Annotated in this window: 21 protein-coding genes and 2 tRNA genes; 6 read left to right on the top strand and 17 right to left on the bottom strand. The window is 67.3% G+C overall.

The genetic code is table 11. The features are described from left to right. Nucleotides 1-23: 23 nt before the first annotated feature. From Tharo_RS08120 to Tharo_RS08080, 9 genes are all read right to left on the bottom strand, one after another. On the bottom strand, nucleotides 24-551 hold the full coding sequence (locus tag Tharo_RS08120; protein WP_107220755.1) for a protein YgfX: 528 nt from the start codon (nucleotides 549-551) through the stop codon (nucleotides 24-26). Nucleotides 552-578: 27 nt separating this feature from the next. Further along, the gene (gene fabF, locus Tharo_RS08115) at nucleotides 579-1,814 is read right to left on the bottom strand and encodes a beta-ketoacyl-ACP synthase II (RefSeq protein ID WP_107220754.1); all 1,236 of its coding nucleotides are present in this window, start codon (nucleotides 1,812-1,814) and stop codon (nucleotides 579-581) included. Between the two features lie 101 nt (nucleotides 1,815-1,915). Further along, nucleotides 1,916-2,155, bottom strand: a complete 240-nt coding sequence (gene acpP / locus Tharo_RS08110; protein WP_004255952.1) for an acyl carrier protein — start codon at nucleotides 2,153-2,155, stop codon at nucleotides 1,916-1,918. A gap of 89 nt (nucleotides 2,156-2,244) precedes the next feature. Beyond that, nucleotides 2,245-2,994, bottom strand: coding sequence for a 3-oxoacyl-ACP reductase FabG (gene fabG / locus Tharo_RS08105; protein ID WP_107220753.1), 750 nt, complete (start codon nucleotides 2,992-2,994; stop codon nucleotides 2,245-2,247). Between the two features lie 3 nt (nucleotides 2,995-2,997). Continuing rightward, a complete protein-coding gene (gene fabD / locus Tharo_RS08100) occupies nucleotides 2,998-3,927 on the bottom strand; it encodes an ACP S-malonyltransferase (RefSeq protein ID WP_107220752.1) in 930 nt (309 codons plus the stop codon). Between the two features lie 36 nt (nucleotides 3,928-3,963). After that, complete coding sequence (locus tag Tharo_RS08095) at nucleotides 3,964-4,929, bottom strand: beta-ketoacyl-ACP synthase III (RefSeq protein ID WP_107220751.1); 966 nt, start codon at nucleotides 4,927-4,929, stop codon at nucleotides 3,964-3,966. Next, entirely contained in the window at nucleotides 4,926-5,942 is a 1,017-nt protein-coding gene (gene plsX / locus Tharo_RS08090; RefSeq protein WP_107222355.1) for a phosphate acyltransferase PlsX, read from the bottom strand. Before plsX ends, Tharo_RS08095 begins: the two co-directional genes overlap by 4 nt. A gap of 93 nt (nucleotides 5,943-6,035) precedes the next feature. Continuing rightward, nucleotides 6,036-6,215, bottom strand: coding sequence for a 50S ribosomal protein L32 (gene rpmF, locus Tharo_RS08085; protein WP_075148623.1), 180 nt, complete (start codon nucleotides 6,213-6,215; stop codon nucleotides 6,036-6,038). Between the two features lie 30 nt (nucleotides 6,216-6,245). Further along, nucleotides 6,246-6,770: a YceD family protein gene (locus Tharo_RS08080; protein WP_107220750.1), complete on the bottom strand. Its 525-nt coding sequence runs from the start codon at nucleotides 6,768-6,770 to the stop codon at nucleotides 6,246-6,248. 155 nt (nucleotides 6,771-6,925) lie between these two features. Between Tharo_RS08080 and Tharo_RS08075 the strand changes: the two genes are divergently transcribed. After that, entirely contained in the window at nucleotides 6,926-7,501 is a 576-nt protein-coding gene (locus Tharo_RS08075; protein WP_107220749.1) for a Maf family protein, read from the top strand. After that, entirely contained in the window at nucleotides 7,498-8,238 is a 741-nt protein-coding gene (locus Tharo_RS08070) for an SAM-dependent methyltransferase (RefSeq protein WP_107220748.1), read from the top strand. The genes Tharo_RS08075 and Tharo_RS08070 overlap by 4 nt, the downstream gene beginning before the upstream one ends. An 89-nt stretch (nucleotides 8,239-8,327) precedes the next feature. Here the strand turns inward: Tharo_RS08070 and Tharo_RS08065 are convergent, their stop codons facing one another. Together Tharo_RS08065 and Tharo_RS08060 are read right to left on the bottom strand one after the other, a co-directional pair. Continuing rightward, nucleotides 8,328-8,984, bottom strand: a complete 657-nt coding sequence (locus Tharo_RS08065; RefSeq protein WP_107220747.1) for an HAD-IA family hydrolase — start codon at nucleotides 8,982-8,984, stop codon at nucleotides 8,328-8,330. Beyond that, a complete protein-coding gene (locus Tharo_RS08060; RefSeq protein WP_107220746.1) occupies nucleotides 8,977-9,936 on the bottom strand; it encodes an RluA family pseudouridine synthase in 960 nt (319 codons plus the stop codon). The genes Tharo_RS08065 and Tharo_RS08060 overlap by 8 nt, the downstream gene beginning before the upstream one ends. Nucleotides 9,937-10,373: 437 nt before the next feature. Between Tharo_RS08060 and Tharo_RS08050 the strand changes: the two genes are divergently transcribed. Next, nucleotides 10,374-13,439, top strand: a complete 3,066-nt coding sequence (locus tag Tharo_RS08050; protein WP_107220745.1) for a ribonuclease E/G — start codon at nucleotides 10,374-10,376, stop codon at nucleotides 13,437-13,439. 88 nt (nucleotides 13,440-13,527) lie between these two features. On the opposite strand, the gene Tharo_RS08045 is transcribed toward Tharo_RS08050, so the two are convergent. Both Tharo_RS08045 and uvrB read right to left on the bottom strand, forming a co-directional pair. After that, a complete protein-coding gene (locus Tharo_RS08045) occupies nucleotides 13,528-14,001 on the bottom strand; it encodes a low molecular weight protein-tyrosine-phosphatase (protein WP_107220744.1) in 474 nt (157 codons plus the stop codon). Nucleotides 14,002-14,016: 15 nt separating this feature from the next. Next, nucleotides 14,017-16,122 carry an excinuclease ABC subunit UvrB gene (uvrB, locus tag Tharo_RS08040; protein ID WP_245881032.1) on the bottom strand — a complete coding sequence of 702 codons (2,106 nt, stop codon included), beginning with the start codon at nucleotides 16,120-16,122 and terminating at the stop codon, nucleotides 14,017-14,019. 154 nt (nucleotides 16,123-16,276) lie between these two features. Between uvrB and Tharo_RS08035 the strand changes: the two genes are divergently transcribed. The 3 genes from Tharo_RS08035 to Tharo_RS08025 all read left to right on the top strand — a co-directional run bounded on the left by Tharo_RS08035 (nucleotide 16,277) and on the right by Tharo_RS08025 (nucleotide 17,787). Beyond that, the gene (locus Tharo_RS08035) at nucleotides 16,277-17,485 is read left to right on the top strand and encodes an amino acid aminotransferase (protein ID WP_107220743.1); all 1,209 of its coding nucleotides are present in this window, start codon (nucleotides 16,277-16,279) and stop codon (nucleotides 17,483-17,485) included. Between the two features lie 86 nt (nucleotides 17,486-17,571). Then, nucleotides 17,572-17,647 (top strand) — tRNA-Asn (locus tag Tharo_RS08030). Between the two features lie 64 nt (nucleotides 17,648-17,711). Continuing rightward, nucleotides 17,712-17,787 (top strand) — tRNA-Asn (locus Tharo_RS08025). Between the two features lie 343 nt (nucleotides 17,788-18,130). Here Tharo_RS08025 and Tharo_RS08020 read toward each other — a convergent pair. From Tharo_RS08020 to Tharo_RS08005, 4 genes are all read right to left on the bottom strand, one after another. Then, nucleotides 18,131-18,358, bottom strand: a complete 228-nt coding sequence (locus Tharo_RS08020; protein ID WP_107220708.1) for a hypothetical protein — start codon at nucleotides 18,356-18,358, stop codon at nucleotides 18,131-18,133. 19 nt (nucleotides 18,359-18,377) lie between these two features. Continuing rightward, nucleotides 18,378-19,223 (bottom strand): ExeA family protein, encoded by an 846-nt coding sequence (locus Tharo_RS08015; protein WP_107220707.1) that lies wholly within the window; start codon nucleotides 19,221-19,223, stop codon nucleotides 18,378-18,380. Continuing rightward, entirely contained in the window at nucleotides 19,220-20,671 is a 1,452-nt protein-coding gene (locus tag Tharo_RS08010; protein ID WP_107220706.1) for a DDE-type integrase/transposase/recombinase, read from the bottom strand. The genes Tharo_RS08015 and Tharo_RS08010 overlap by 4 nt, the downstream gene beginning before the upstream one ends. Before the next feature lie 97 nt (nucleotides 20,672-20,768). After that, on the bottom strand, nucleotides 20,769-21,113 hold the full coding sequence (locus Tharo_RS08005; RefSeq protein WP_107220705.1) for a hypothetical protein: 345 nt from the start codon (nucleotides 21,111-21,113) through the stop codon (nucleotides 20,769-20,771). Nucleotides 21,114-21,323: the final 210 nt, after the last annotated feature.

Raw genomic sequence — 21,323 nt, 5'->3', positions numbered from 1 at the left:
CGGCCACGCTGTCCATCCAGGCCTCAGCCTCCGGCTTCGCCGCGCAATGCCGTGTGCCGCAGCCAGATCCGCAGCCACCGCCACTGCGCGGTCGGCAGGTTCGCGCGCACGAGCATCACTCGCCTCCCGCGCACTACACCCCTCCCCTGACCTGGCGGCAGCGCCCTGTCTTCGCCCGCGCTCGCTTCAGCCCCCGGCTCGACCCGAAGATGGAGCCACAGCGCCCAGCCGAGATCGACGGCATCGACACCGATGCGACACAGCAGCGTCCGCCCCTCGGCGTTCGATACTTCCACCGCGCCGTCCTCGAACAGCCGCAGCGCGGTCCCGCGCTTGCCGAGTTCGGCGCGAACGCCGAGCAGCAAGGAAACGACGAGCAGCCCCCAGGCCACTGCGGCGACGGCGCCATGGCCTTCGCCCGGAACCGCCGTAGGCATCTGCATCGAGAGCGGCACATGGAAAAGCGTCAGTGCGGCCGCGGCATGCACGGCCAGCACTGACGCCAGCACCCCTCGTGAAGGGGAGAGTTCGATGGTCAGCGGCAGATGCATGGAGCGAACGCCACATGCATCAACACTTCAGACGCGGCGGAAGACGAGCGTTCCGTTTGTGCCGCCGAAGCCGAAGTTGTTTTTCAGCGCGATATCGATCTTCATCTGCCGCGCCACGTTGGCGCAGTAATCGAGATCGCACTCCGGATCCTGGTCGAAGAGGTTGATCGTCGGCGGCGAAATCTGGTGATGCACCGCGAGCACGGTAAACACCGACTCCAGGCCGCCGGCGCCGCCGAGCAGATGTCCGGTCATCGACTTGGTGGAGTTGACCACGAGTTTTTTCGCCGTATCGACGCCGAACGCAAGCTTGATCGCATCGGTCTCGTTCTTGTCGCCGAGCGGGGTCGAAGTACCGTGCGCGTTCAGGTAGTGCACTTCGTCCGGATTGACACCGGCGTTCTTCAGCGCATTGATCATGCTGCGGCGCGGCCCGTCGGTGTCCGGCGCGGTCATGTGGAAGGCATCGCCGCTCATGCCGAAGCCGGCGACTTCGGCGTAGATCTTGGCCCCGCGCTTGAGCGCGTGCTCGTATTCCTCGAGCACCAGTACGCCTGCGCCCTCGCCGAGGACGAAACCGTCGCGCCCCTTGTCCCATGGACGGCTGGCGGTGGCGGGATCATCGTTGCGCGTGGACAAGGCTTTGGCCGAGGCGAAGCCGCCGATCGCCAGTTCGGTGACGGTGGATTCCGCACCGCCGCACACCATCATGTCGGCGTCGCCGTACTCGATCATTCGCGCGCTCATGCCGATCGCATGGAGACCGGTGGTGCACGCGGTCACCACAGCAAGATTCGGTCCTTTCAGGCCGAACATGATCGAGAGGTTTCCCGAGATCATGTTGATGATCGTGCCGGGAATGAAGAAGGGGGAAATCTTGCGCGGACCACCGCCGAGGAAATCGTTGTGGGTATCCTCGATCATCGGCAGGCCGCCGATGCCCGAACCGATGTTGACGCCGATACGATCGGCATTCGACTCGTCGATCTCGATGCCGGAATCGCGGATCGCCTGGATTCCAGCGGCCATGCCGTAATGGATGAACACATCCATGCGGCGCGCTTCCTTGGGCGAAAGATAGGCGGCGACATCGAAATCCTTCACTTCACCCGCGATGCGCGACGCGAAGCCGCTGGCATCGAAGCGCGTGATCGGGCCGACACCGCTTTTACCGGCAATCAGGTTTTCCCAGGCCTCGGGAACAGTATTGCCGACCGGCGAGATCACGCCCAGACCGGTGACGACGACTCTACGACGCGACACAGGCAACTCCGTTGGAATCGATAAGGAAGAATTAGAACCTGCCCGGAACCGCTTGGACGGCAGTCACCGGACAGGAAACGCTGGAACAGCGCGTGTAGTGCTTACTTCTTGAGGTGGGCGTTGACGTAGTCGATCGCCTGCTGGACGGTGGTGATCTTCTCGGCCTCTTCGTCCGGAATCTCGCACTCGAACTCCTCTTCCAGGGCCATGACCAGTTCCACGGTGTCCAGCGAATCCGCGCCCAGATCATCGACGAACGAAGATTCGATCTTGATCTCCGATTCGTTCACGCCAAGTTGCTCAGCGACGATCTTCTTGACGCGCTGTTCGATGTTCTCCATGAACCAACTCCTTCCTGAGGGTGACAGGTGTATTTAAAAAGCCGGCGTATTCTACCAAAACGCCGGGGAACCGCTATCCCGAACCTTGATCAGGACATGTACATACCGCCATTGACGTGCAGGGTGGTCCCCGTCACGTAAGCGGCGGCAGGCGATGCGAGGAACGCGACCGCGCCGGCGATCTCTTCCGGGCGGCCCAGACGCCCCAGGGCGATATTGCCCAGGAGCGCATCGCGCGCCGCTTCGGGCAACGCGCGCGTCATATCGGTGTCGATGAAACCGGGCGCCACGCAGTTGACCGTGATGTTGCGGCTGCCGAGTTCGCGCGCCAGTGCCCGGCTCATGCCGGCCACCCCAGCCTTGGCCGCAGCATAGTTGGCCTGGCCGGGATTGCCCGCACTCGCCACCACCGAAGTCACGTTGATGATGCGCCCGCTGCGCGCCTTCATCATGCCGCGCATCACCAGCTTGCTCATGCGAAAGACGGCACGCAGGTTGGTGTCGAGCACCGCGTCCCACTCTTCGTCCTTCATCCGCATCGCGAGGTTGTCGCGGGTGATACCGGCGTTATTGACCAGGATGGCGATCGCGCCGAAGCGCTTTTCGACCTCGCCGACGAGCGCCTCGCAGGCCGCGGCATCGGTGACGTCGAGCGCCATCCCGGCCCCTTTCCGCCCCGCTTCGGCCACGGCCTTGTCGATCTCCGCCGCGCCGGACTCCGACGTCGCAGTGCCGACCACAGTCGCCCCCAGGCGTGCCAGTTCGAGCGCCACGGCACGGCCGATGCCGCGCGATGCGCCGGTGACCAGGGCGACCTGCCCTTCGAGTGAGAAGCTCATCCCTTACCTCGTTGCCGCAATCGATTGTTCCAGGCTCGCCGCATCGTGCGCCGAGCCGCCTTCCACGTCCTTGGCGATACGCTTGGTCATCCCCGCCAGCACCTTGCCCGGACCGCACTCGATGACGTGGCTCATGCCGCGTGCGGCCATCGCCTGCACCAGCTCGATCCAGCGCACCGGCGAGAAGGCCTGGCGCACCAGCGCGTCGCGGATCTTCTCCGGCTCATCGTAGATGGCGACATCGGCGTTGTTGATGACATCGATTTCCGGCTTCGAAATCGCCACGCCGGCCAGACGCCCAGCCAGGCGCTCGGCCGCCGGACGCATCAGCGCACAGTGGAAGGGCGCGGACACCGGCAGCAGCACGGCACGCTTGGCGCCCTTGGCCTTGGCGATTTCGCTCGCACGCTCGACCGCGGCCTTGGCACCGGCGATCACGATCTGGCCGGGCGCGTTCAGGTTCGCGGCCTCGACCACCTCCCCCTGCGCCGCTTCCGCGCAGGCTTCGCGCACCGCATCGGCTTCCAGGCCCATCACCGCAGCCATCGCGCCCTCGCCCGCCGGTACCGCTTCCTGCATCGCCTGGGCGCGGAAACGCACCAGCGGCACCGCGTCCTTGAACGCCATCGCCCCCGCCGCGACCAGCGCCGAATATTCACCCAGGCTATGACCGGCGACCATCGCCGGCTTCGCGCCGCCCGCGGCGAGCCAGGCGCGGTAGGTCGCCACCCCCGCGGTCAGCATCAGCGGCTGGGTATTGACGGTCAGGGCCAGGCGCTCGGCCGGGCCGTCGCAGACCATCGCCCACAGGTCCTCGCCGAGCGCATCCGATGCCTCGGCGAAGGTGTCACGAATCACGGTCGAATCCCCATACCCGGACATCATGCCGACGGACTGCGACCCCTGGCCGGGAAAAACCAGCGCAAATGCCATGCCTGCTCTCCGCTTGTCAGAAATGCTGGTGAGAAATCAGAAATCGATCAGGGCCGCGCCCCAGGTGAAACCGCCGCCGACGCCTTCCACCACCAGACGCTGGCCGCGGCGAACCTGGCCGCTGCGCACCGCCTCGTCGAGCGCGAGTGGGATCGAGGCCGCCGAGGTGTTGCCGTGATGATCGACCGTGGTGACGACGCGCTCCATCGGCAGGCCGAGGCGCCTGGCCGTCGCCTGGATGATGCGGATGTTGGCCTGATGGGGAATCAGCCAGTCGACGCTGTCGGCCGGCGCCCCGGCCTGCTCCAGCACTTCCAGGGCAACGTCACCGAGCACCTTGACCGCGAATTTGAACACTGCCTGCCCGTCCATGCGCAGGAAGGGGTCACCGATCACCTGGCCGGATGCGACGCCGCCGGGCACGCACAGGATCGGGTGATGGCTGCCGTCGGCGTGCAGCGCGCTGGCGCAGATGCCCGGCTGCGCCGAAGCCTCAAGCACGACCGCCCCGGCGCCATCACCGAACAGCACGCAGGTGGCCCGGTCCGACCAGTCGAGGATGCGCGAGAACACTTCGGCACCGATCACCAGGGCGCGTGTGTGGCTACCGGAGCGGATGAACTTCTCCGCCACCGTCAGCGCATAGACGAAGCCGCTACACACGGCCTGCACGTCGAACGCGGGGCCACCGTTGCGGATCCCGAGCTTGGACTGCACCAGGGCGGCGGTACTGGGAAAGATATAGTCGGGCGTCGATGTGGCGACGATGATCAAGTCGATGTCGTCGGCCTCGCAGCCGGCGGCTTCGATTGCGCGCTCGGCGGCGGCACGGGCCAGATCGCTCGCCCCGACATCGGCAGCAGCGAGGTAACGGCTGCGGATTCCCGAGCGGCTGACGATCCACTCGTCCGACGTGTCGATGCCGCGCGCGACCAAGTCCTCGTTGCTCACCGGGTTGCCCGGCAGACAGCTGCCGGTGCCGGCGATCCGTGCGTAGATCATGCCTTCACCTCATTCATGCTCGCCATGCGCTCGGAAATGCGCTCGATGAGCCGGTTGGATGCCGCCTCGGCTGCACGCGACAGCGCATTCGCAAAGGCGAGCGCATCGGCCGAGCCGTGGCTTTTGAGAACGACGCCACGCAAACCGAGCAGCGGGGCACCGTTGTACAGCCGGTGGTCCACCCGGCGCTTGAAGCGCTTGAGCACCGGCAGCGCGATCAGTCCCATCAGCTTGGCCGGCAGGGAGCGGCCGAACTCTTCCTTGAGGAAGGCGCCCAGCATCTGGGCCAGCCCTTCCGAGGTCTTCAGCGCCACGTTGCCGACGAATCCGTCGCAGACGACGACATCGACCGTCCCCTCGTAGATATCGTTGCCCTCGACGTTGCCGTGGAAGTTCAGGCCGCTGCCGCGCAGCAGCTCGCCCGCCTCCTTGACCACGTCGTTGCCCTTGATCGCTTCCTCGCCGATGTTCAGCAAACCGACGCTGGGGCGATCCTTGTGTTCGATGGCCGCCACCAACATCGCTCCCATGATGCCGAACTGGAGAAGATGCTCGGCCGAGCAGTCCACGTTGGCGCCGAGGTCGAGCATGTAGGTGTGGCCCTTCATCGAAGGGAGGATGGTGGCGATCGCCGGCCGGTCGATGCCCGCCAGCGTCTTCAGCACGAAGCGCGAAATCGCCATCAGCGCGCCGGTGTTCCCGGCCGACACGGCGGCATCGGCAGTGCCCGCCTTGACCAGGTCGATCGCCACCCGCATCGAGGAATCCTTCTTCGTGCGCATGGCGATCGCGGGCGGATCGTCCATCGCCACAACCTCGGAGGCGGGCTGCAGCCGCAGGCGCGAACCGAAGTCGGCCGCTACCGCTCCGAGCAGGGGTCGGATCGCCTCCTCCCGCCCCACCAGGATCGCATTGGCGTCAGGATGACTGCGCAGAAAGGACAGCGCAGCGGGCACGGTCACGACCGGGCCGTGATCGCCACCCATGCAATCGACCGCAATGGTGACACCCATCGGCATCTCGCGTGATTCAGTCGGAAAAGTCGGAAAAAAAGCGGCGCAGGCGCAAAGCGCACTGCGCCGCCCTCGTGCGTGCGGGCAGCAGGATTACTCGCCCTTGACCTTCAGGACCTTCTTGCCGCGATAAAAGCCATTCGGGCTGATGTGGTGGCGCAGGTGCACTTCACCGGTGGTCGGTTCCACGGCGAGCGCCGGGCCGGTGAGGAAATCGTGGGCACGATGCATGCCACGCTTGGACGGGGATTTCTTGTTCTGCTGAACGGCCATGAGAAACGCTCCTAAAACTAAATATCGCGCCTATTTCGCGCTGGGACTGCCTCGCAGCGACGCCAGCGCAGCGAAAGGCGATTCTTTCGACGCGCCGCCGACGGGACGTGGCGCATCACAATTTTCGTGCCGCGGGGCGACCGGCAGCGCCAGCAGGATCTCGTCTTCGAGAAGCGCCAGCACGTCGAGTTCGCCTTCGACTTCGATCGCATCGACCTCGTCGTTCTCGAGCTCCTCTTCCGGGATCGGTTGCCCTGCCCTGACCAGATGCAAGCGGGAGTCGAGCCCGAGCACCCACGGCAGACCGCCCAGACAGCGCTGGCAACACAAATCGAGTTGCCCGCTCGCGGTCAGGCGCAGCCGCGGCTCGCGCCGAGCGCCTTCCTCGATGAGCGCCCCTTCCAGCTTCCAGAGCACGCCTCCCTCGCTCGAGGCGAGAGCGTCGCTCAGGCGCAGCAAATCGGCCACAGCAACTTCGCCCTGAATGGAGCGCTCTTCTGCGGCGAACCTGAAAGGGTCGGAGATCACTCTCGACGGGATGCCTTGTTGCGACATAAGCCGTGCATGATATTATTTTTTCGAGCTTTGTGTAAAGCCACCCCGCATCGCCCCGCCCGGCCGGGCCAATCCGCGGCAACGCCACACGGCGGCCGTTCCCGCTCGACGCCGTCTGCCGCTCCCTTTCCAGCTCCACTTCGCACTGCGCCCCCATGAATCTTGTTCTCGCCTCGACTTCCGCCTACCGCCGGATGCTGCTCGAGCGGCTCCAGCTGCCGTTCTCGACCGACCGCCCTGAAACCGACGAGACACCGCTGCCCGGCGAACTCCCCGCCGCCACCGCGGAGCGACTGGCGGCCGAGAAGGCACGCGCCGTCGCCGCACGCTGGCCCGACGCCCTCATCATCGGCAGCGACCAGGTCGCCTGCCTCGGCAACGAGATTTTCGGCAAGCCCGGCACCGAAGAACGCGCCATCGTCCAGTTGCAGCGCATGCGCGGACAGACGGTGACCTTCCATACCGCCCTCGCCGTACTCAACACCCGCAGCGGCCGGCTGCAGGTCGAAGGCGTGCCGACGCAGGCCCGCTTCCGTTCGCTGAGCGACGACGAGATCCGCCGCTATGTCGCCAAGGAACGCCCGCTCGACTGCGCCGGCAGCGCCAAATCGGAAGGACTGGGAATCGCTCTTCTCGAAGCCATGCCCGGCGACGACCCCACCGCGCTGATCGGCCTGCCGCTGATCGCCCTCGCCCGCATGCTGCGCGCCGAAGGCCTGGAGCTGCCATGAGTGACGCCGCCTCCGCGCCCCCGAGAGGAACGCTCTACCTCGTCCCGGTCGCCCTCGGCGAGGCGCCCTGGGCGGCGTTCCTGCCCGCACAGGCACAGGCCATCGCCTCCGGCCTGCGCCACTTCGTGGTCGAAACGGCGCGCGCCGCGCGGACCCACCTGAAGCAGCTCGACTACCCGCACCCGCTGCGTGAAACCGACATCCGCGAGCTGCCTGCCGATCCGCAGGCCACCGACCCCGCTCTGCTCGACGCCCTCCTCGCCCCCGCGCTGAACGGCACCGACCTCGGCCTGATGTCGGACGCCGGCTGCCCGGCGGTCGCCGACCCCGGCGCCCGCCTGGTCGCCCGCGCCCACGTGCTGGGGATTCGTGTCGTGCCGTTGGTCGGCCCTTCCTCGATCCTGCTCGGGCTGATGGGCTCCGGGCTGAACGGCCAGAGCTTCGCCTTTCACGGCTACCTGCCGGTCGATGAAGCCGGGCGCGACACCGCCCTGCGCGCGCTCGAGAGCGAATCACGCCAGCTCGGCCGCACCCAGATTTTCATCGAGACTCCATATCGCAACGAACGCATGTTCGACGCCCTGCTCAAGCTGCTTCGGCCCGACACCCGCCTGTGCGTCGCCTGCGAACTCAACACCGCCAGCGAACTCATCCTCACCCGCAGCATCCGCGACTGGAAGAAGGCGCCGCGCCCGGCGCTCGCCAAGCGTCCGGCGCTGTTCCTGCTCCTGGCCTGACCTCCGCGGCCGGAGCCGGCGGCACTTCCGTGCATCGGCACGCGCGCGGCACCACCGGCTCGAACGCGTTCGCTCGGGCGTCCACGCACTCAGGCATGCTCGAACAGCCAGCGCACCAGTTCGTGCGGCCGATGCACGCAGGCCAGCGGCGACTCGGCCTCCAGCGCCGCCGCCGGATGGGCGCCGAAACCGACCGCGAGCGCGGCGGTACCGGCATTCTTCGCCATCTGCAGATCGTGGGTGGTGTCGCCGACCATCAGCGTGCGCTCGGGCCGCACACCCAGTTCATCCATGATCTGTTCGAGCATCGCCGGGTGCGGCTTGGAAAAGCACTCGTCCGCACAGCGCGTGCTGTGGAAATAGGCGCCGAGCCCGGTGTGGCCGAGCGCACGATCGAGGCCGACCCGGCTCTTGCCGGTCGCCACACCGAGCATCCGCCCGCGCCCGGCCAGCGTGGCGATCATGTCGACAACGCCTTCGAACAGCACCAGTTCGTGGTCCCGCGACAGGTAATGGTGACGGTAGCGCTCGACCATCCGCGGATAATCGGCTTCCGCCAGTTCCGGCACCGCATAGCGCAGCGCATCGCCCAGCCCCAGCCCGATGACGTAGCGCGCACGCTCATCCGACGGCGCGGGCAGACCGAGGTCGCACGCTGCCGCCTGCATCGCGCGCACGATCGCCGCGGCCGAATCCATCAGGGTGCCATCCCAGTCGAAGACGATCAGATCGAAACGCTCAGCCATGTTTTTTCTCCGCGGCATCGAGCCGCTCGATGAAGGATTGCAGATCGGTGGGCAGCGGCGACTCGAAGGCGAGCGCCTCGCCCGTCAGCGGATGGCGGAAGCTCAGCCGCGCCGCGTGCAGGAACATGCGCTTCAGCCCCTCGCCCTCGAGGCGCTTGTTGAGGGCGAAATCGCCGTATTTGTCGTCGCCGCACAACGGAAAGCCGAGATGCGCCAGATGGACGCGGATCTGATGCGTTCGCCCGGTCTTCAGCTCCACCTCGAGCAGGCTATAGCCGCCCCAGCGCTTGACCAGCCGCATCACGCTGTGCGCCGGCTTGCCCTCATCGCTGACCCGCACCCTGCGCTCACCCTCGGCGGTCAGGTATTTGTAGAGCGGCGCCTTCACGTGCTGCAGCGGGTTTGCCCAGCGCCCCGGCACCAGGGTCAGGTAGCGCTTCTCCACCCGGCCTTCGCGCAACATGTCGTGCAGCGCGGTCAGCGCGGAGCGCTTCTTGGCGACGATCAGGAGACCCGAAGTTTCCCGGTCGAGCCGATGCGCCAGTTCGAGCAGGCGCACCTCGGGGCGCTGCGCGCGCAACTGCTCGATGACGCCGTAGCTCACTCCGCTGCCGCCATGCACGGCCTTGCCCGAAGGCTTGTCGATAACGAGCAGGGCGTCGTCCTCATACACCACCGGCAGCGGCTTGCCCGCTGGCGCCGGCGCGCTGCGTGTCGGCTCGGCGACCCGGATCGGCGGGATGCGCACCTCGTCCCCTTCCGCCAGGCGGTAGGTCTGCTGCACCCGGCGTCCATTGACCCGCACCTCACCGCTGCGCAGGATGCGATAGACGTGACTTTTCGGCACCCCCTTGGCGATGCGCAACAGGTAGTTGTCGATGCGCTGCCCCGCAGCCTCCTCGTCGATCCGCGCGTGGCGAACCGCGATCGCTTTGCCTTCAATCGTCGTCATGAAATATACTTCCGGGCGATCGACCCGGTCGCTGCCAACCAAGTGCGACGCGTCTAATTTTCCCTGCAGGTCGAAACATCTGCATCGGAGGCGTGCGCAGACTGCTGGCAATGAGCCCTGAAGAGCGCTCCCGGCTCGATCGTTGCCCGCCATCCAAGGCCGAAAAGGCGCCGATGGTAACGCAACCGTCCCACTTCGACATACCCATCCAGCCCGCGGGTTGGATTTTGACGCACAAACCGCACAGCAGGATCAAATGCTCCGGCCCAGGCCCACAACCGGCGGGAGCAAGAGAATATCGACCAGCCGACCCATCACAGCCCGACAAACCCACCGGATGAAAGCAGCAGTCATGTCCAGTCGCTCCTGATCCCGGAAAGCGCGATGGTGCGCGCCGTTCGTCCTGCCCGTGTGCTTTGCGCGGGAGAACGATCCAAATGAAGCGCATGCTTTTCAACGCGACGCAGGCCGAAGAACTGCGCGTCGCAATCGTGGACGGTCAGAAACTGATCGATCTCGATATCGAATCGGCCGCAAAAGAAGAACGCAAGAGCAACATCTACAAGGCCGTCATCACCCGCATCGAGCCCAGCCTCGAGGCGGCTTTCGTCGACTACGGCGCCGAGCGCCACGGCTTCCTGCCGTTCAAGGAAATCTCGCGCGCCTACTTCCAGCCCGGCGTCGATGCCGGCAAGGCCTCGATCAAGGAAGCGCTGAGGGAAGGCCAGGAACTCATTGTCCAGGTCGAAAAGGACGAGCGCGGCAACAAGGGCGCGGCGCTCACCACCTACATCTCACTCGCCGGCCGCTACCTGGTGCTGATGCCGAACAACCCGCGCGGCGGCGGCGTGTCGCGCCGCGTCGAAGGCGACGAGCGCGCCGAACTGCGCGAGGCGATGGACCAGCTCGAAGTCCCCTCGGGGATGAGCCTGATCGCGCGCACCGCGGCGATCGGCCGCTCCGCCGAAGAGCTGCAGTGGGACCTCAACTACCTGCTCCAGCTGTGGACCGCGATCGAAGGCGCGGCGCAGGGCCAGTCCGGCGCGTTCCTGATCTACCAGGAAGGCAGTCTGGTGATCCGCGCGATCCGCGACTACTTCCAGCCCGACATCGGCGAGATCCTGATCGACACCGACGACATCTTCGACCAGGCGTGCCAGTTCATGGCCCACGTCATGCCTGCGAACGTCTCCCGGGTGAAGCGCTACAGCGACGACGTGCCGCTGTTCTCGCGCTTCCAGATCGAGCACCAGATCGAATCGGCCTATTCGCGCCAGGTGAACCTGCCCTCGGGCGGCGCGGTGGTGATCGACCACACCGAGGCGCTGGTGTCGGTCGACGTCAACTCGGGCCGCGCCACCAAGGGCGCCGACATCGAGGAAACCGCGCTGCGCACCAACCTCGAAGCCGCCGACGAGCTCGCCCGCCAGCTGCGCCTGCGCGACCTCGGCGGCCTGATCGTGATCGACTTCATCGACATGGAGTCGGCGAAGAACCAGCGCGAAGTCGAAAGCCGCCTGCGCGACGCCCTGCGTCACGACCGCGCCCGCGTGCAGACCGGCAAGATCAGCCGCTTCGGCCTGCTCGAGCTCTCCCGCCAGCGCCTGCGTCCGGCGCTCGCCGAAACCAGCTACATCACCTGCCCGCGCTGCAACGGCACCGGCCACATCCGCAGCACCGAATCGTCGGCGCTGCACATCGTGCGCATCCTCGAAGAAGAGGCGATGAAGGAAAATACCGGCGCGGTGCACCTGCAGGTGCCGGTCGATGTCGCCACCTTCCTCCTCAACGAAAAGCGCGTCGACATCGCCCGCATCGAAATGCGCCACAAGGTGCAGCTGATCATCGTCCCGAACCGCCACCTGGAAACGCCGGCGCACGAGATCATCCGCCTGCGCCACGACCAGCTCAACGCCGAAGACATCGCCCTGGCCAGCTACCAGATGGTGCAGAAACCGGACGAAGAGCAGCAACGCCTGCCGTCGAAGGCCAACGAACGCCCGCCGCGGCAGGAAGCCGCGGTCAAGGGCATCGCCCCCTCCCAGCCGGCACCGATCGCGGCCGCCGCGCCGGCCGAGACGGCTCCCGCAGCGGCACCCCAGCCCCCGTCGAAGGGCTTGTTCGCCCGCATCATCAGCCTGTTCACCGGCAAGAAGGCCGAGGCGCCGCCGCCAGCACCGGCTGCCGTGGCCGAAGCTGCACCGAAGCGGGAGAGCCGCGGCCGCAGCGAGCGCAGTAGCGAAGGCCGCCGCGGCAACGGCAACCGTGGCCGCCGCAGCGAACGCGATGGCGACCCCCAGGGCGGGCGCAGCCCCCGCACCGAGCGCAGCGAAGGCGCCGAGCGTGCACAGCGCGGCGCGGCTCCCGTGGAACGGCCCGAGCGCGCGGAACGCAGTGAACGCGCCGAGCGCACGGAAAAAACCGAACGCGCCGAAGGCGGCCGCCGCGGTCGCGGCCCGCGCGCCAACCGCGAAGAAGAAGCGCTCGAGCGCAACGAAAAGGCTGCCGAGCCCCGTGCCACCGTCGCCGACGACGACCGCCTGACCGCGCAGACGACAAGCGTCCTCGCGGCCGCAGCCACTGCCGAGGCGCTCGCCCCGGAAGCGGCCGCCACTGCGACGCCGAGCGCCGAAATCGCCACGGAAGAAGGCGCGCCGACCGAGAAACGCCGCCGTCGCGGCCGTGGTCGCGGTCGCCGTAGCGGTGAAGCGCAAGCCAACGCAGCGGGCTTCGGCGAGGGCGGCACCGAAGCTCAGGGTGAAGAAAGCACGCCGGCTCCGGCCCCCGAGGCGGACGAGGACGCCGTGACCGCCTCCGCCCCGAGCGAAGGCGCCCCCGTCGTCGCTGCGGCGCCGGCCATCGACGCCACGGTCATCGACACTGCGGCCGCCACCGCCGAAACCGCGGCGGCTCCCCAGCCGTTGGAGCGCAGCACGGCAGCGGTAGCAGACGATTCGGTGCCGGCCGAGGCGGAACTTCCGGTCGCCGTGTCCGGCGCAGTGACCATCGAACCTGCGCCGCAAGCGCCGACCGAAGCGCCCCCGGCCCCGGTCCGCGTCGTCACGCCGGAAGTAGCCTCGCCGGATGCGGTCGCCGCCCCCAGCACCGAGGCCGCGGAGGCCCCGATCACGCCCGAAGCGGCCACCGAGGCCGAGGCGGCAGCACTTTCGCCGCTGCTCATCGAACCCCTCGAAGCGGAAGCACCCTCCGCCAGCGGCGCGCTCGAACCCGAGCCCGCGGCAACGGCGGCGGTCGAAGCGCCGATGGACGCGCCCGCACCGGCCGCAGCCCCCGAGCCGGCGGCGAGCCGGCCGGAGCACGCCCCGAGCGCGCCGATCTCGGTGCCGGACGACGGTGGTCTGATCAAGATCGAAACCGACCCGTCCAAGCGCGTCCACTTCGGCAGCGGCGCGGTCGAACCCCCGGTGCGCCTCGGCCGCAAGCCGCGAACCGCTGCGGTCATCGTCGATGAACCGCTGCAGCAGGTAGAAACCCGCAAGTAAGCTCCCGGCAGCGCAAGGCCGTCTCGCAAGAGACGGCCTTTTTACGCTCCGCCGGGGACCGCAACACCCGGCATCGTGGTCTGCACGCTCAGGCGTGCGGCGCGACCGACTCCAGTAGCCGGCGTGCACCGTATTCGCACATGTCGAGCACGCGATCGAAGTCCTCCGCAGTGCCGTGATACGGGTCCGGCACTTCGTCCGCGAACCCCGAATCCACCGCGAACTGCATGAACAGCCCCAGGCGCGATCGATACGGCGCGGGACAGAGGGCTTGCATTCTCCCGAGATGGCCGCGGTCCATCCCCAGCAGCAGATCGAAGCATTCGAAGTCCTCCGCCACCAGCGCCCGCGCCCGGAGTGCCGACAAGTCGTAGCCGCGCTGCGCCGCTGCGCGCTGCGTCCGCCGATCCGGCGCCTCGCCGACGTGATAATCGAGCGTCCCCGCCGAATCGACCGTCACCTTCCCCGCCAGGCCGGCGGCCTCGATCAGATGGCGGGCGACGCCTTCGGCGGTAGGCGATCTGCAAATGTTTCCCGAACACACGAACAGAATTTTCAACATCTCCTCCTTTCTCGCTCAGACGCTGCCATGCTGGTCAGCGCCGAACGCGCGCTGACGCAGCCTGAACAGTTCATCGCGCGCGGCGGCCGCCTTCTCGAATTCGAGGTTGCGCGCGTGCTCCTGCATCTCCTTCTCCAGCCGCTTGATCGCGCGTGCCAGCGCCTTTTCGTCCATCGCCGCGTAGTCGCTGCCCTTCTCAGCCACACGCGCGGCATCACGCCTGGCACCATCGGCTTCATAAACTCCGTCGATGATGTCCTTGATCCGCTTGGTGACCGTCTTCGGAACGATACCGTTGGCCTCGTTGAAGGCGATCTGCTTCTGGCGCCGGCGCTCGGTCTCGCCGATCGCCGCCTTCATCGAATCGGTGACGCGGTCAGCGTAGAGGATGGCGGTGCCGTGGATGTGGCGCGCGGCGCGACCGATGGTCTGGATCAGCGAGCGCGCGGAACGCAGGAAGCCTTCCTTGTCGGCATCCAGGATCGCCACCAGCGACACTTCGGGGATATCGATGCCTTCGCGCAGCAGGTTGATCCCCACCAGCACGTCGAACTCGCCCAGGCGCAGGTCGCGGATGATCTCCACCCGCTCCACGGTGTCGATGTCCGAATGCAGGTAGCGCACGCGGATGCCGTTGTCGGCGAGATAGTCGGTGAGGTCCTCGGCCATGCGCTTGGTCAGCACCGTGACCAGCACGCGCTCGTTGACCGTGAGGCGCTTCTTGATCTCGCCGAGCAGGTCGTCCACCTGGGTCAGCGCCGGGCGCACCTCCACCATCGGATCGATGAGGCCGGTCGGGCGCACCACCTGCTCCACCACCTGGCCCTGGTGCTCCGCCTCGTAGGCCGCCGGCGTGGCAGAGACGAAGATGGTCTGCGGCATCAGGCGCTCGAACTCGTCGAACTTGAGCGGCCGGTTGTCCAGCGCCGAAGGCAGGCGGAAGCCGTAGCCGACCAGGTTCTCCTTGCGCGAGCGGTCACCCTTGTACATACCGCCGACCTGGCCGATGGCAACGTGCGACTCATCGACGAACAGCAGCGCATCCGGCGGCAGGTAGTCGATCAGCGTCGGCGGCGGTTCGCCCGGACCACGGCCAGACAGGTGGCGCGAGTAGTTCTCGATGCCCTTGCAGAAGCCCATCTCGTTCAGCATCTCGAGGTCGAAGCGGGTGCGCTGCTCGATGCGCTGCGCCTCCACCAGCTTGCCCTCGCGCTGGAAGAAGGCGACACGCTCGGCCAACTCCGCCTTGATCGCCTCGATCGCCTGCAGCACGGTCGCGCGCGGAGTCACGTAGTGGCTCGACGGATAAACGGTGAAGCGCGCCAGCTTGTGCTTGAGGTGGCCGGTGAGCGGGTCGAACAGGGTCAGATGCTCGATCTCGTCGTCGAACATCTCGATGCGCACGGCGAGCTCGGCGTTTTCCGCCGGAAAGACGTCGATGACGTCGCCGCGCACGCGGAAGGTGCCACGGCGGAAGTCGATGTCGGCGCGGGTGTATTGCATCGCCACCAGGCGCTGGATGAGGTCGCGGTGCGCCATGCGCTCTCCCTCGCGCAGGTGCAGGATCATGGCGTGGTAATCGACCGGGTCGCCGATGCCGTAGATGCACGACACGGTGGCGACGATCACCACGTCGCGGCGCTCCATCAGACTCTTCGTCGCCGACAGCCGCATCTGTTCGATGTGCTCGTTGATCGACGAGTCCTTCTCGATGAAGAGGTCGCGCGAGGGCACGTAGGCCTCGGGCTGGTAGTAGTCGTAGTAGCTGACGAAGTACTCGACCGCGTTCTCGGGCAGGAACTCCTTGAACTCGGCGTAGAGCTGCGCCGCCAGCGTCTTGTTCGGTGCCAGCACCAGCGCCGGCCGCCCCATGCGGGCGATGACGTTGGCCATGGTGTAGGTCTTGCCCGAGCCGGTGACGCCGAGGAGCGTCTGGAACAGCAGGCCGTCCTCGACGCCCTCGCACAGCAGGCGGATCGCCTCGGGCTGGTCGCCGGCGGGCGCAAAGGGCTGGTGCAGGCGGAAGGGGCTGCCTTCGAAGCCCAGCACCACCGCCCCTTCCGCTGCGCCCGGGTTTCCTCCCGCCGCCCCCTCTCCCACGTTCTTGCCTCGACGCGTCATGCTAGAATTTCCGTTTTTTTTTCAGTGCTTCGCTCCCGGGTGGGGCGTACACGCCAAAGCGTCGATTATTTCCCAAATCGCGGTTCGAGGCACGCCATGCCGTCCCCCGGGCCGCGGCCGATCTGCCCGCACAACCGCAACAACTGGAGTTTCCATGTCTGCTTCGATCTTCGCCGCCGTCGAGATGGCGCCCCGTGACCCGATCCTTGGCCTGAACGAGGCTTTCGCCGCCGACACCCGTGCCGAGAAAGTCAATCTCGGCGTCGGCGTGTACTACGACGACAACGGCAAGATCCCGCTGCTGGCCGCAGTGCGCGCCGCCGAAAAGGCCCGCCTCGAAGCCATGCCGCCGCGCGGCTACCAGCCGATCGAAGGCCTCGGCGCCTACAACAGCGCAGTGCAGAACCTGCTGTTCGGCAAGGACTCTACCCTCGCCACCAGCGGCCAGGTCGTCACCGTCGAAGCGCTCGGCGGCACCGGCGCGCTGAAGGTCGGCGCCGACTACCTGAAGCGCCTGCTGCCCGGGGCCACGGTCTACATTTCCGATCCGAGCTGGGAGAACCACCGCGCCCTGTTCGAGTCCGCCGGCTTCCCGGTCGAGAACTACCCCTACTACGACGCCGCCACCCGCGGTGTGAACTTCGCCGCGATGAATGCCAAGCTCGACAGCCTGCAGCCCGGCTCGATCATCGTGCTGCACGCCTGCTGCCACAACCCCACCGGCGCCGACCTGTCCGACGCGCAGTGGGACGAAGTCGTCGCCGTGTGCCGCAGCCGCGGCCTGATCCCCTTCCTCGACATGGCCTACCAGGGCTTCGCCGATGGCATCGCCGCCGATGCCGTCGCGGTGCGTGCCTTCTCCGCCAGCGGCCTGCAGTTCTTCGTTTCGAGCTCGTTCTCTAAGAGCTTCTCGCTCTACGGCGAGCGCGTCGGCGCGCTGTCGATCGTCACCGCCAGCAAGGAAGAAGCCGGCCGCGTGCTGTCGCAGGTCAAGCGCGTGGTCCGCACCAACTATTCCAACCCGCCCACCCACGGCGGCGCCGTCGTCGCCGCGGTGCTGAACTCGCCCGAACTGCGCCAGATGTGGGAAGACGAACTGGCCGGCATGCGCGAGCGCATCCGCGCGATGCGCACCGGCCTCGTCGAACAGCTGAAGGCCGAAGGCGTGGCGCAGGACTTCTCCTTCGTCGTCAAGCAGCGCGGGATGTTCTCCTACACCGGACTGACCGCCGCCCAGGTCGAGAAGCTGAAGGCCGACTTCGGCATCTATGCCGTGTCCACCGGCCGCATCTGCCTCGCCGCACTGAACTCGAAGAACATCGGCTACGTGGCGAAGGCGATCGCCCAGGTGGTGAAGAGCTGATTCATCCCGGCGAGGGCGGTGAATCCGAAATTCCCCTGCCCCGCCTTGACTGGTGCGCATTTCTTTCCTAGAATGCGCGCCTCTGTTCCCCGATAGCTCAGTCGGTAGAGCGCCGGACTGTTAATCCGTAGGTCCCTGGTTCGAGCCCAGGTCGGGGAGCCAAGTTTCAGGACTTGGTGTTTCTCCAAGGAACAGCGAGTCGCAGCAAAGGCTGCAAAAAGGTAATTCCCCGATAGCTCAGTCGGTAGAGCGCCGGACTGTTAATCCGTAGGTCCCTGGTTCGAGCCCAGGTCGGGGAGCCAGCATCAAACGAGAGTGCCATCCTTCGGGATGGCATTTTTCGTTCACGGGGTATCAGAGCGGGCATCAACGCCGTTTTTCGTCGCCCTGCACAACCTAACCTTCCTGATGGTCGGCTCGCCGAACTGCGAAGCTTCTGGGCCGTTCTGGTGGCGCCTGTGGGGGGTGTCACGCCCTGCCACCCCCTGCACAGCTCTCCGACCTTGGGCTACGCCAGGTGAGTGTGATCACCCGATTTGATGTCCCGGTGGTCACGTATCGCGATGGTCCGCAGAGGGCGATCGGCAGATGGAAACGCCGCCCGGTGACGATGACCGGCGGCGTTTTTGCTTGAAGGTGAGCGGTTCAGAACGGCGGGTCGTCCGGGTTGGCCGAGCGGAACAGGTCAGGCTGGATGAAGTCGGGCTGGGCGAGGTGCGCGCGCGATCGCTCGCGGTAGTAGCGTTCGATCTGGCCGAGGTAGTGGGACTCGAACAGGATGACGAAGTCGTGGAGTACGCCCTGAAGGGCCAGAGCCACCTCATCGGGCAGTTGGGGCCACGACAGCGATGCGCTCGAGGAGGGGTTGTGCATGAGGGTCTCCTGTTGGCGGTCAGCGTCGTGCCGCTGCCCGGCGCGGGGCGACGGTTTCGGGTGGGGCAAAGACGTCGAGGTAGAGCTTCTCGTCGAGCTGAGGCAGGTCGCGGTGTGCGGCCACGGCGAGCAGCTCTGCGGCCATCGTGGTGAGGATGCGGTAGTTGCCGACGGCGTGATCGCACAGCGTGTGCATGAGGGTGGAGCTCATCAGGCTGGCGTTGCCGGCCGCGCTCACCAGATGCTGCAGGCAGGCGAGCAAGTCCTCGCGACTGGCCGCTTCGGTGGTGAGCCGGGTGCGGATGCGCGAGCCCAGCGGGATGAGCTCCTCGCGGCGCAGCTTCTCGGGCAGGCGCGCATCGCCCGCGAGCACCACGCACAGGAGCGACTGCGAGTCGAACTTCGCGCTGGCCATCAGGCGCAACTCCGAGAGCACCGCCGGGCTCATCTCCTGGGCCTCGTCGATGAGCAGCACCGGGCGGCGCCGGGTCGATTCCAGGTGGGCGAACCACGCCTCGCGCAGCGCCTTGAAGCCGCCCCAGCGGTTGTGCGGGCGCAGCGGCACGCCAAAGAGATCGCCCATCTCGCGATAGAAGTCCGCAAGGTTGCTCTGCGGGTGCGTGATCGCGCCGACGGTGACATCGGGGATACGGGCCAGGCGCTCGGCCAGCAGGCGCAGCGCCACGCTTTTGCCGGTGCCCGGGTCACCGTGGATCATCGCAAAGCCCCCTTCGCCGATCAGGCCCTGCTCGATGCGCCAGCAGAAGTGCTCGAGGCGCGCGGGCACATGGATCGCCTCGGTGTGCACCTCGGTGGTGAAGGGATGCCACTTGAGCCCGTAGAGGGCGAGCAGTTTGGTGTTCATGCGAGATCCTGTTCGGTGGGGGAAGCGGGGGCAGGCAGATAGGCCGGCGGCAGGCCGGTGGCGGCGTAGTCGGCGAGCAACTGGGTGAGCAGCGGCGCCATGCCCGAGGGCGGCAGCGGCGACAGATCGACCGCCGTCGGTGCGCGGGGCCGGCGCGTGCGCTCGGCGTTGGCCGACTTGTCGAGTGGGGTGATCGGGCACAGCACGGCGCCGGTGTGCGGATCGACCAGATCGACCCGGGTCAGGTCCCAGCGCGCATAGCGCAGGTGCACCACGGCCAGCGCGTGGTAGCGCGACGGGATCTCGAAGCGCCGCCCATGCAGGGTCACGGTGCCGTCGGCGCGCCGCTGGCGTCGTGGCACCTCGATGCGGAACGCGTCGGCGAGTACCGTGGGAGTGGGACAGTCGCGGCGCACGTTGGGACCGGCCAGATAGCGTGCGAGCGGTGTCGCGCCGATCTCGCTGTGCAGCGTGCGGTGATACTCATGCTCGACCCAGGCCTGGGTCGCCTGATTGAGCAATTCCAGCGTGAGCGCGGGCTCGCCCTCGAGCATGGGCATCAACCGCCCCTCGACGCGCCCCCAGAAGGACTCCTGTTTGGCGTTCTGGTAGGGCGAGTACGGCAGCGTCGTCTGGTGCAGCACCCCGAGCCGGCTCAAGCCCGACACCGTCTCGTCGGCGAGCATGGCCGCGCCGTTGTCGGTCATCAGCGCGCGCGGCAGCCCGCGCTTCATGAAGGCCTGCGACAGGCCATGGACCAGGCTCTGCGCGCTCTCGTCCAGGTACCACTGCAGGTGGCAGACCAGGCGTGAGCGGTCGTCCACGATGCCCAGCAGGAAGGGCTTCTCCCAGGTGCCCGCGCGGGTGAGCACGCGGCGCGCGCCGTGGTGGAAGTCCAGATGCCACAGCGCCGACACGTGATCGAGCTCGAAGCTGCGCACCTCGCGCTGCTCGAGCCGATCACGGGCAAGCACGGCGCCCACGCTCGTGCGCTTCGGTGCCGCCTGACGGAACATCCCCCGGGCCTTGAGGTAGCGACGCACCGTCGGATAGGACGGCACGGATAGTCCGCTGCCGTTGAGCGCGACGCGCAGATTGTCCAGGTGCAGTTGCGCGGTCCAGCCCGGGTGTTCGCGGTACTGCTGCACCAGCGCGTCGATGACGCCCGGCGCCAGGCTCGCGAAGCGGCCCCGGGGGCGTGGCCGGTCGCGCAGCGCCGCGATCGGGTCGGCGGCGCTGCGCGCGGCGTAGTACCAGCGCTCGATCGTCGACAGCCCGAAGCGTACATCCAATGCGCTGATGGGATGGCGCCAGGTGCGGGCGGCAAGCGTGGCCAGCGCATCGTGCACCTCGCCCGGCGCGGGCGGTGCGGCCAGCAAGGGGCCGATGATCGAGAAGCGCAGCCGCGCCCATCGATCGCGTTGCGGGGGATCGGTCGGTGTGTTCAAGAGGACTCCCGGTTCGGGCGCACCGGGGGGTGACGCCACTGGGAGTGCAGGCTACGAAGCCTCGCCCTGGGTGGCTATGCGCATCCTCTGCGGGACATCAGCGCCCCTCGGCCAGCGTGGCCGCGCGGACCGTGATCGGCGCCAGAAAGCACAGCAGGCGCTGCAGCGCCTCGGCCGCCTCGCCGCCAAAGCGTGCGAGCAGATCGCCCGGCAGCCGCTCGGCCGACACCGGCGGCATGAAGCGGGCGCACATCACCTGCCACAGCGGGGTGTGCATGAAGTCCTCACGCCACCACCGTCGCCAGCGCTGCAAGGTGCGCAGCGGCACCGCGAGCGCCTCACACAGCGTCGCCGCCGCTGTGTTCTGCCCGGCATGCCGGGCAGAACACAGCACCACCACCAAGCCCAGATACACGCGCCGGCCCAGGAAGCGCACCGACATCGAGGTCGTGCGCCGGCGGCAGCGACTACAGCAAAAGCTCAGCCGGGACGAGAACGCCTCGCGGATCGCCAGCGTCGGGCAACCCCGGGGTTTGCGGGGATAGTTGGCACGATGGAGCGCGCCGCCACAGGCACACCCCACGGCCTGTGCCTGGGCTGCGAGTTCTTCATCGAGGCGAGTCAGAAAGAGGAAAAACGGGTGCGTCTGCAG

This window comes from Thauera aromatica K172 (assembly GCF_003030465.1).
GTDB classification, from domain to species: Bacteria; Pseudomonadota; Gammaproteobacteria; order Burkholderiales; family Rhodocyclaceae; genus Thauera; species Thauera aromatica.
Note: the sequence above shows the minus strand (reverse complement) of the source record. Positions and strands in the feature narration are given on the sequence as shown.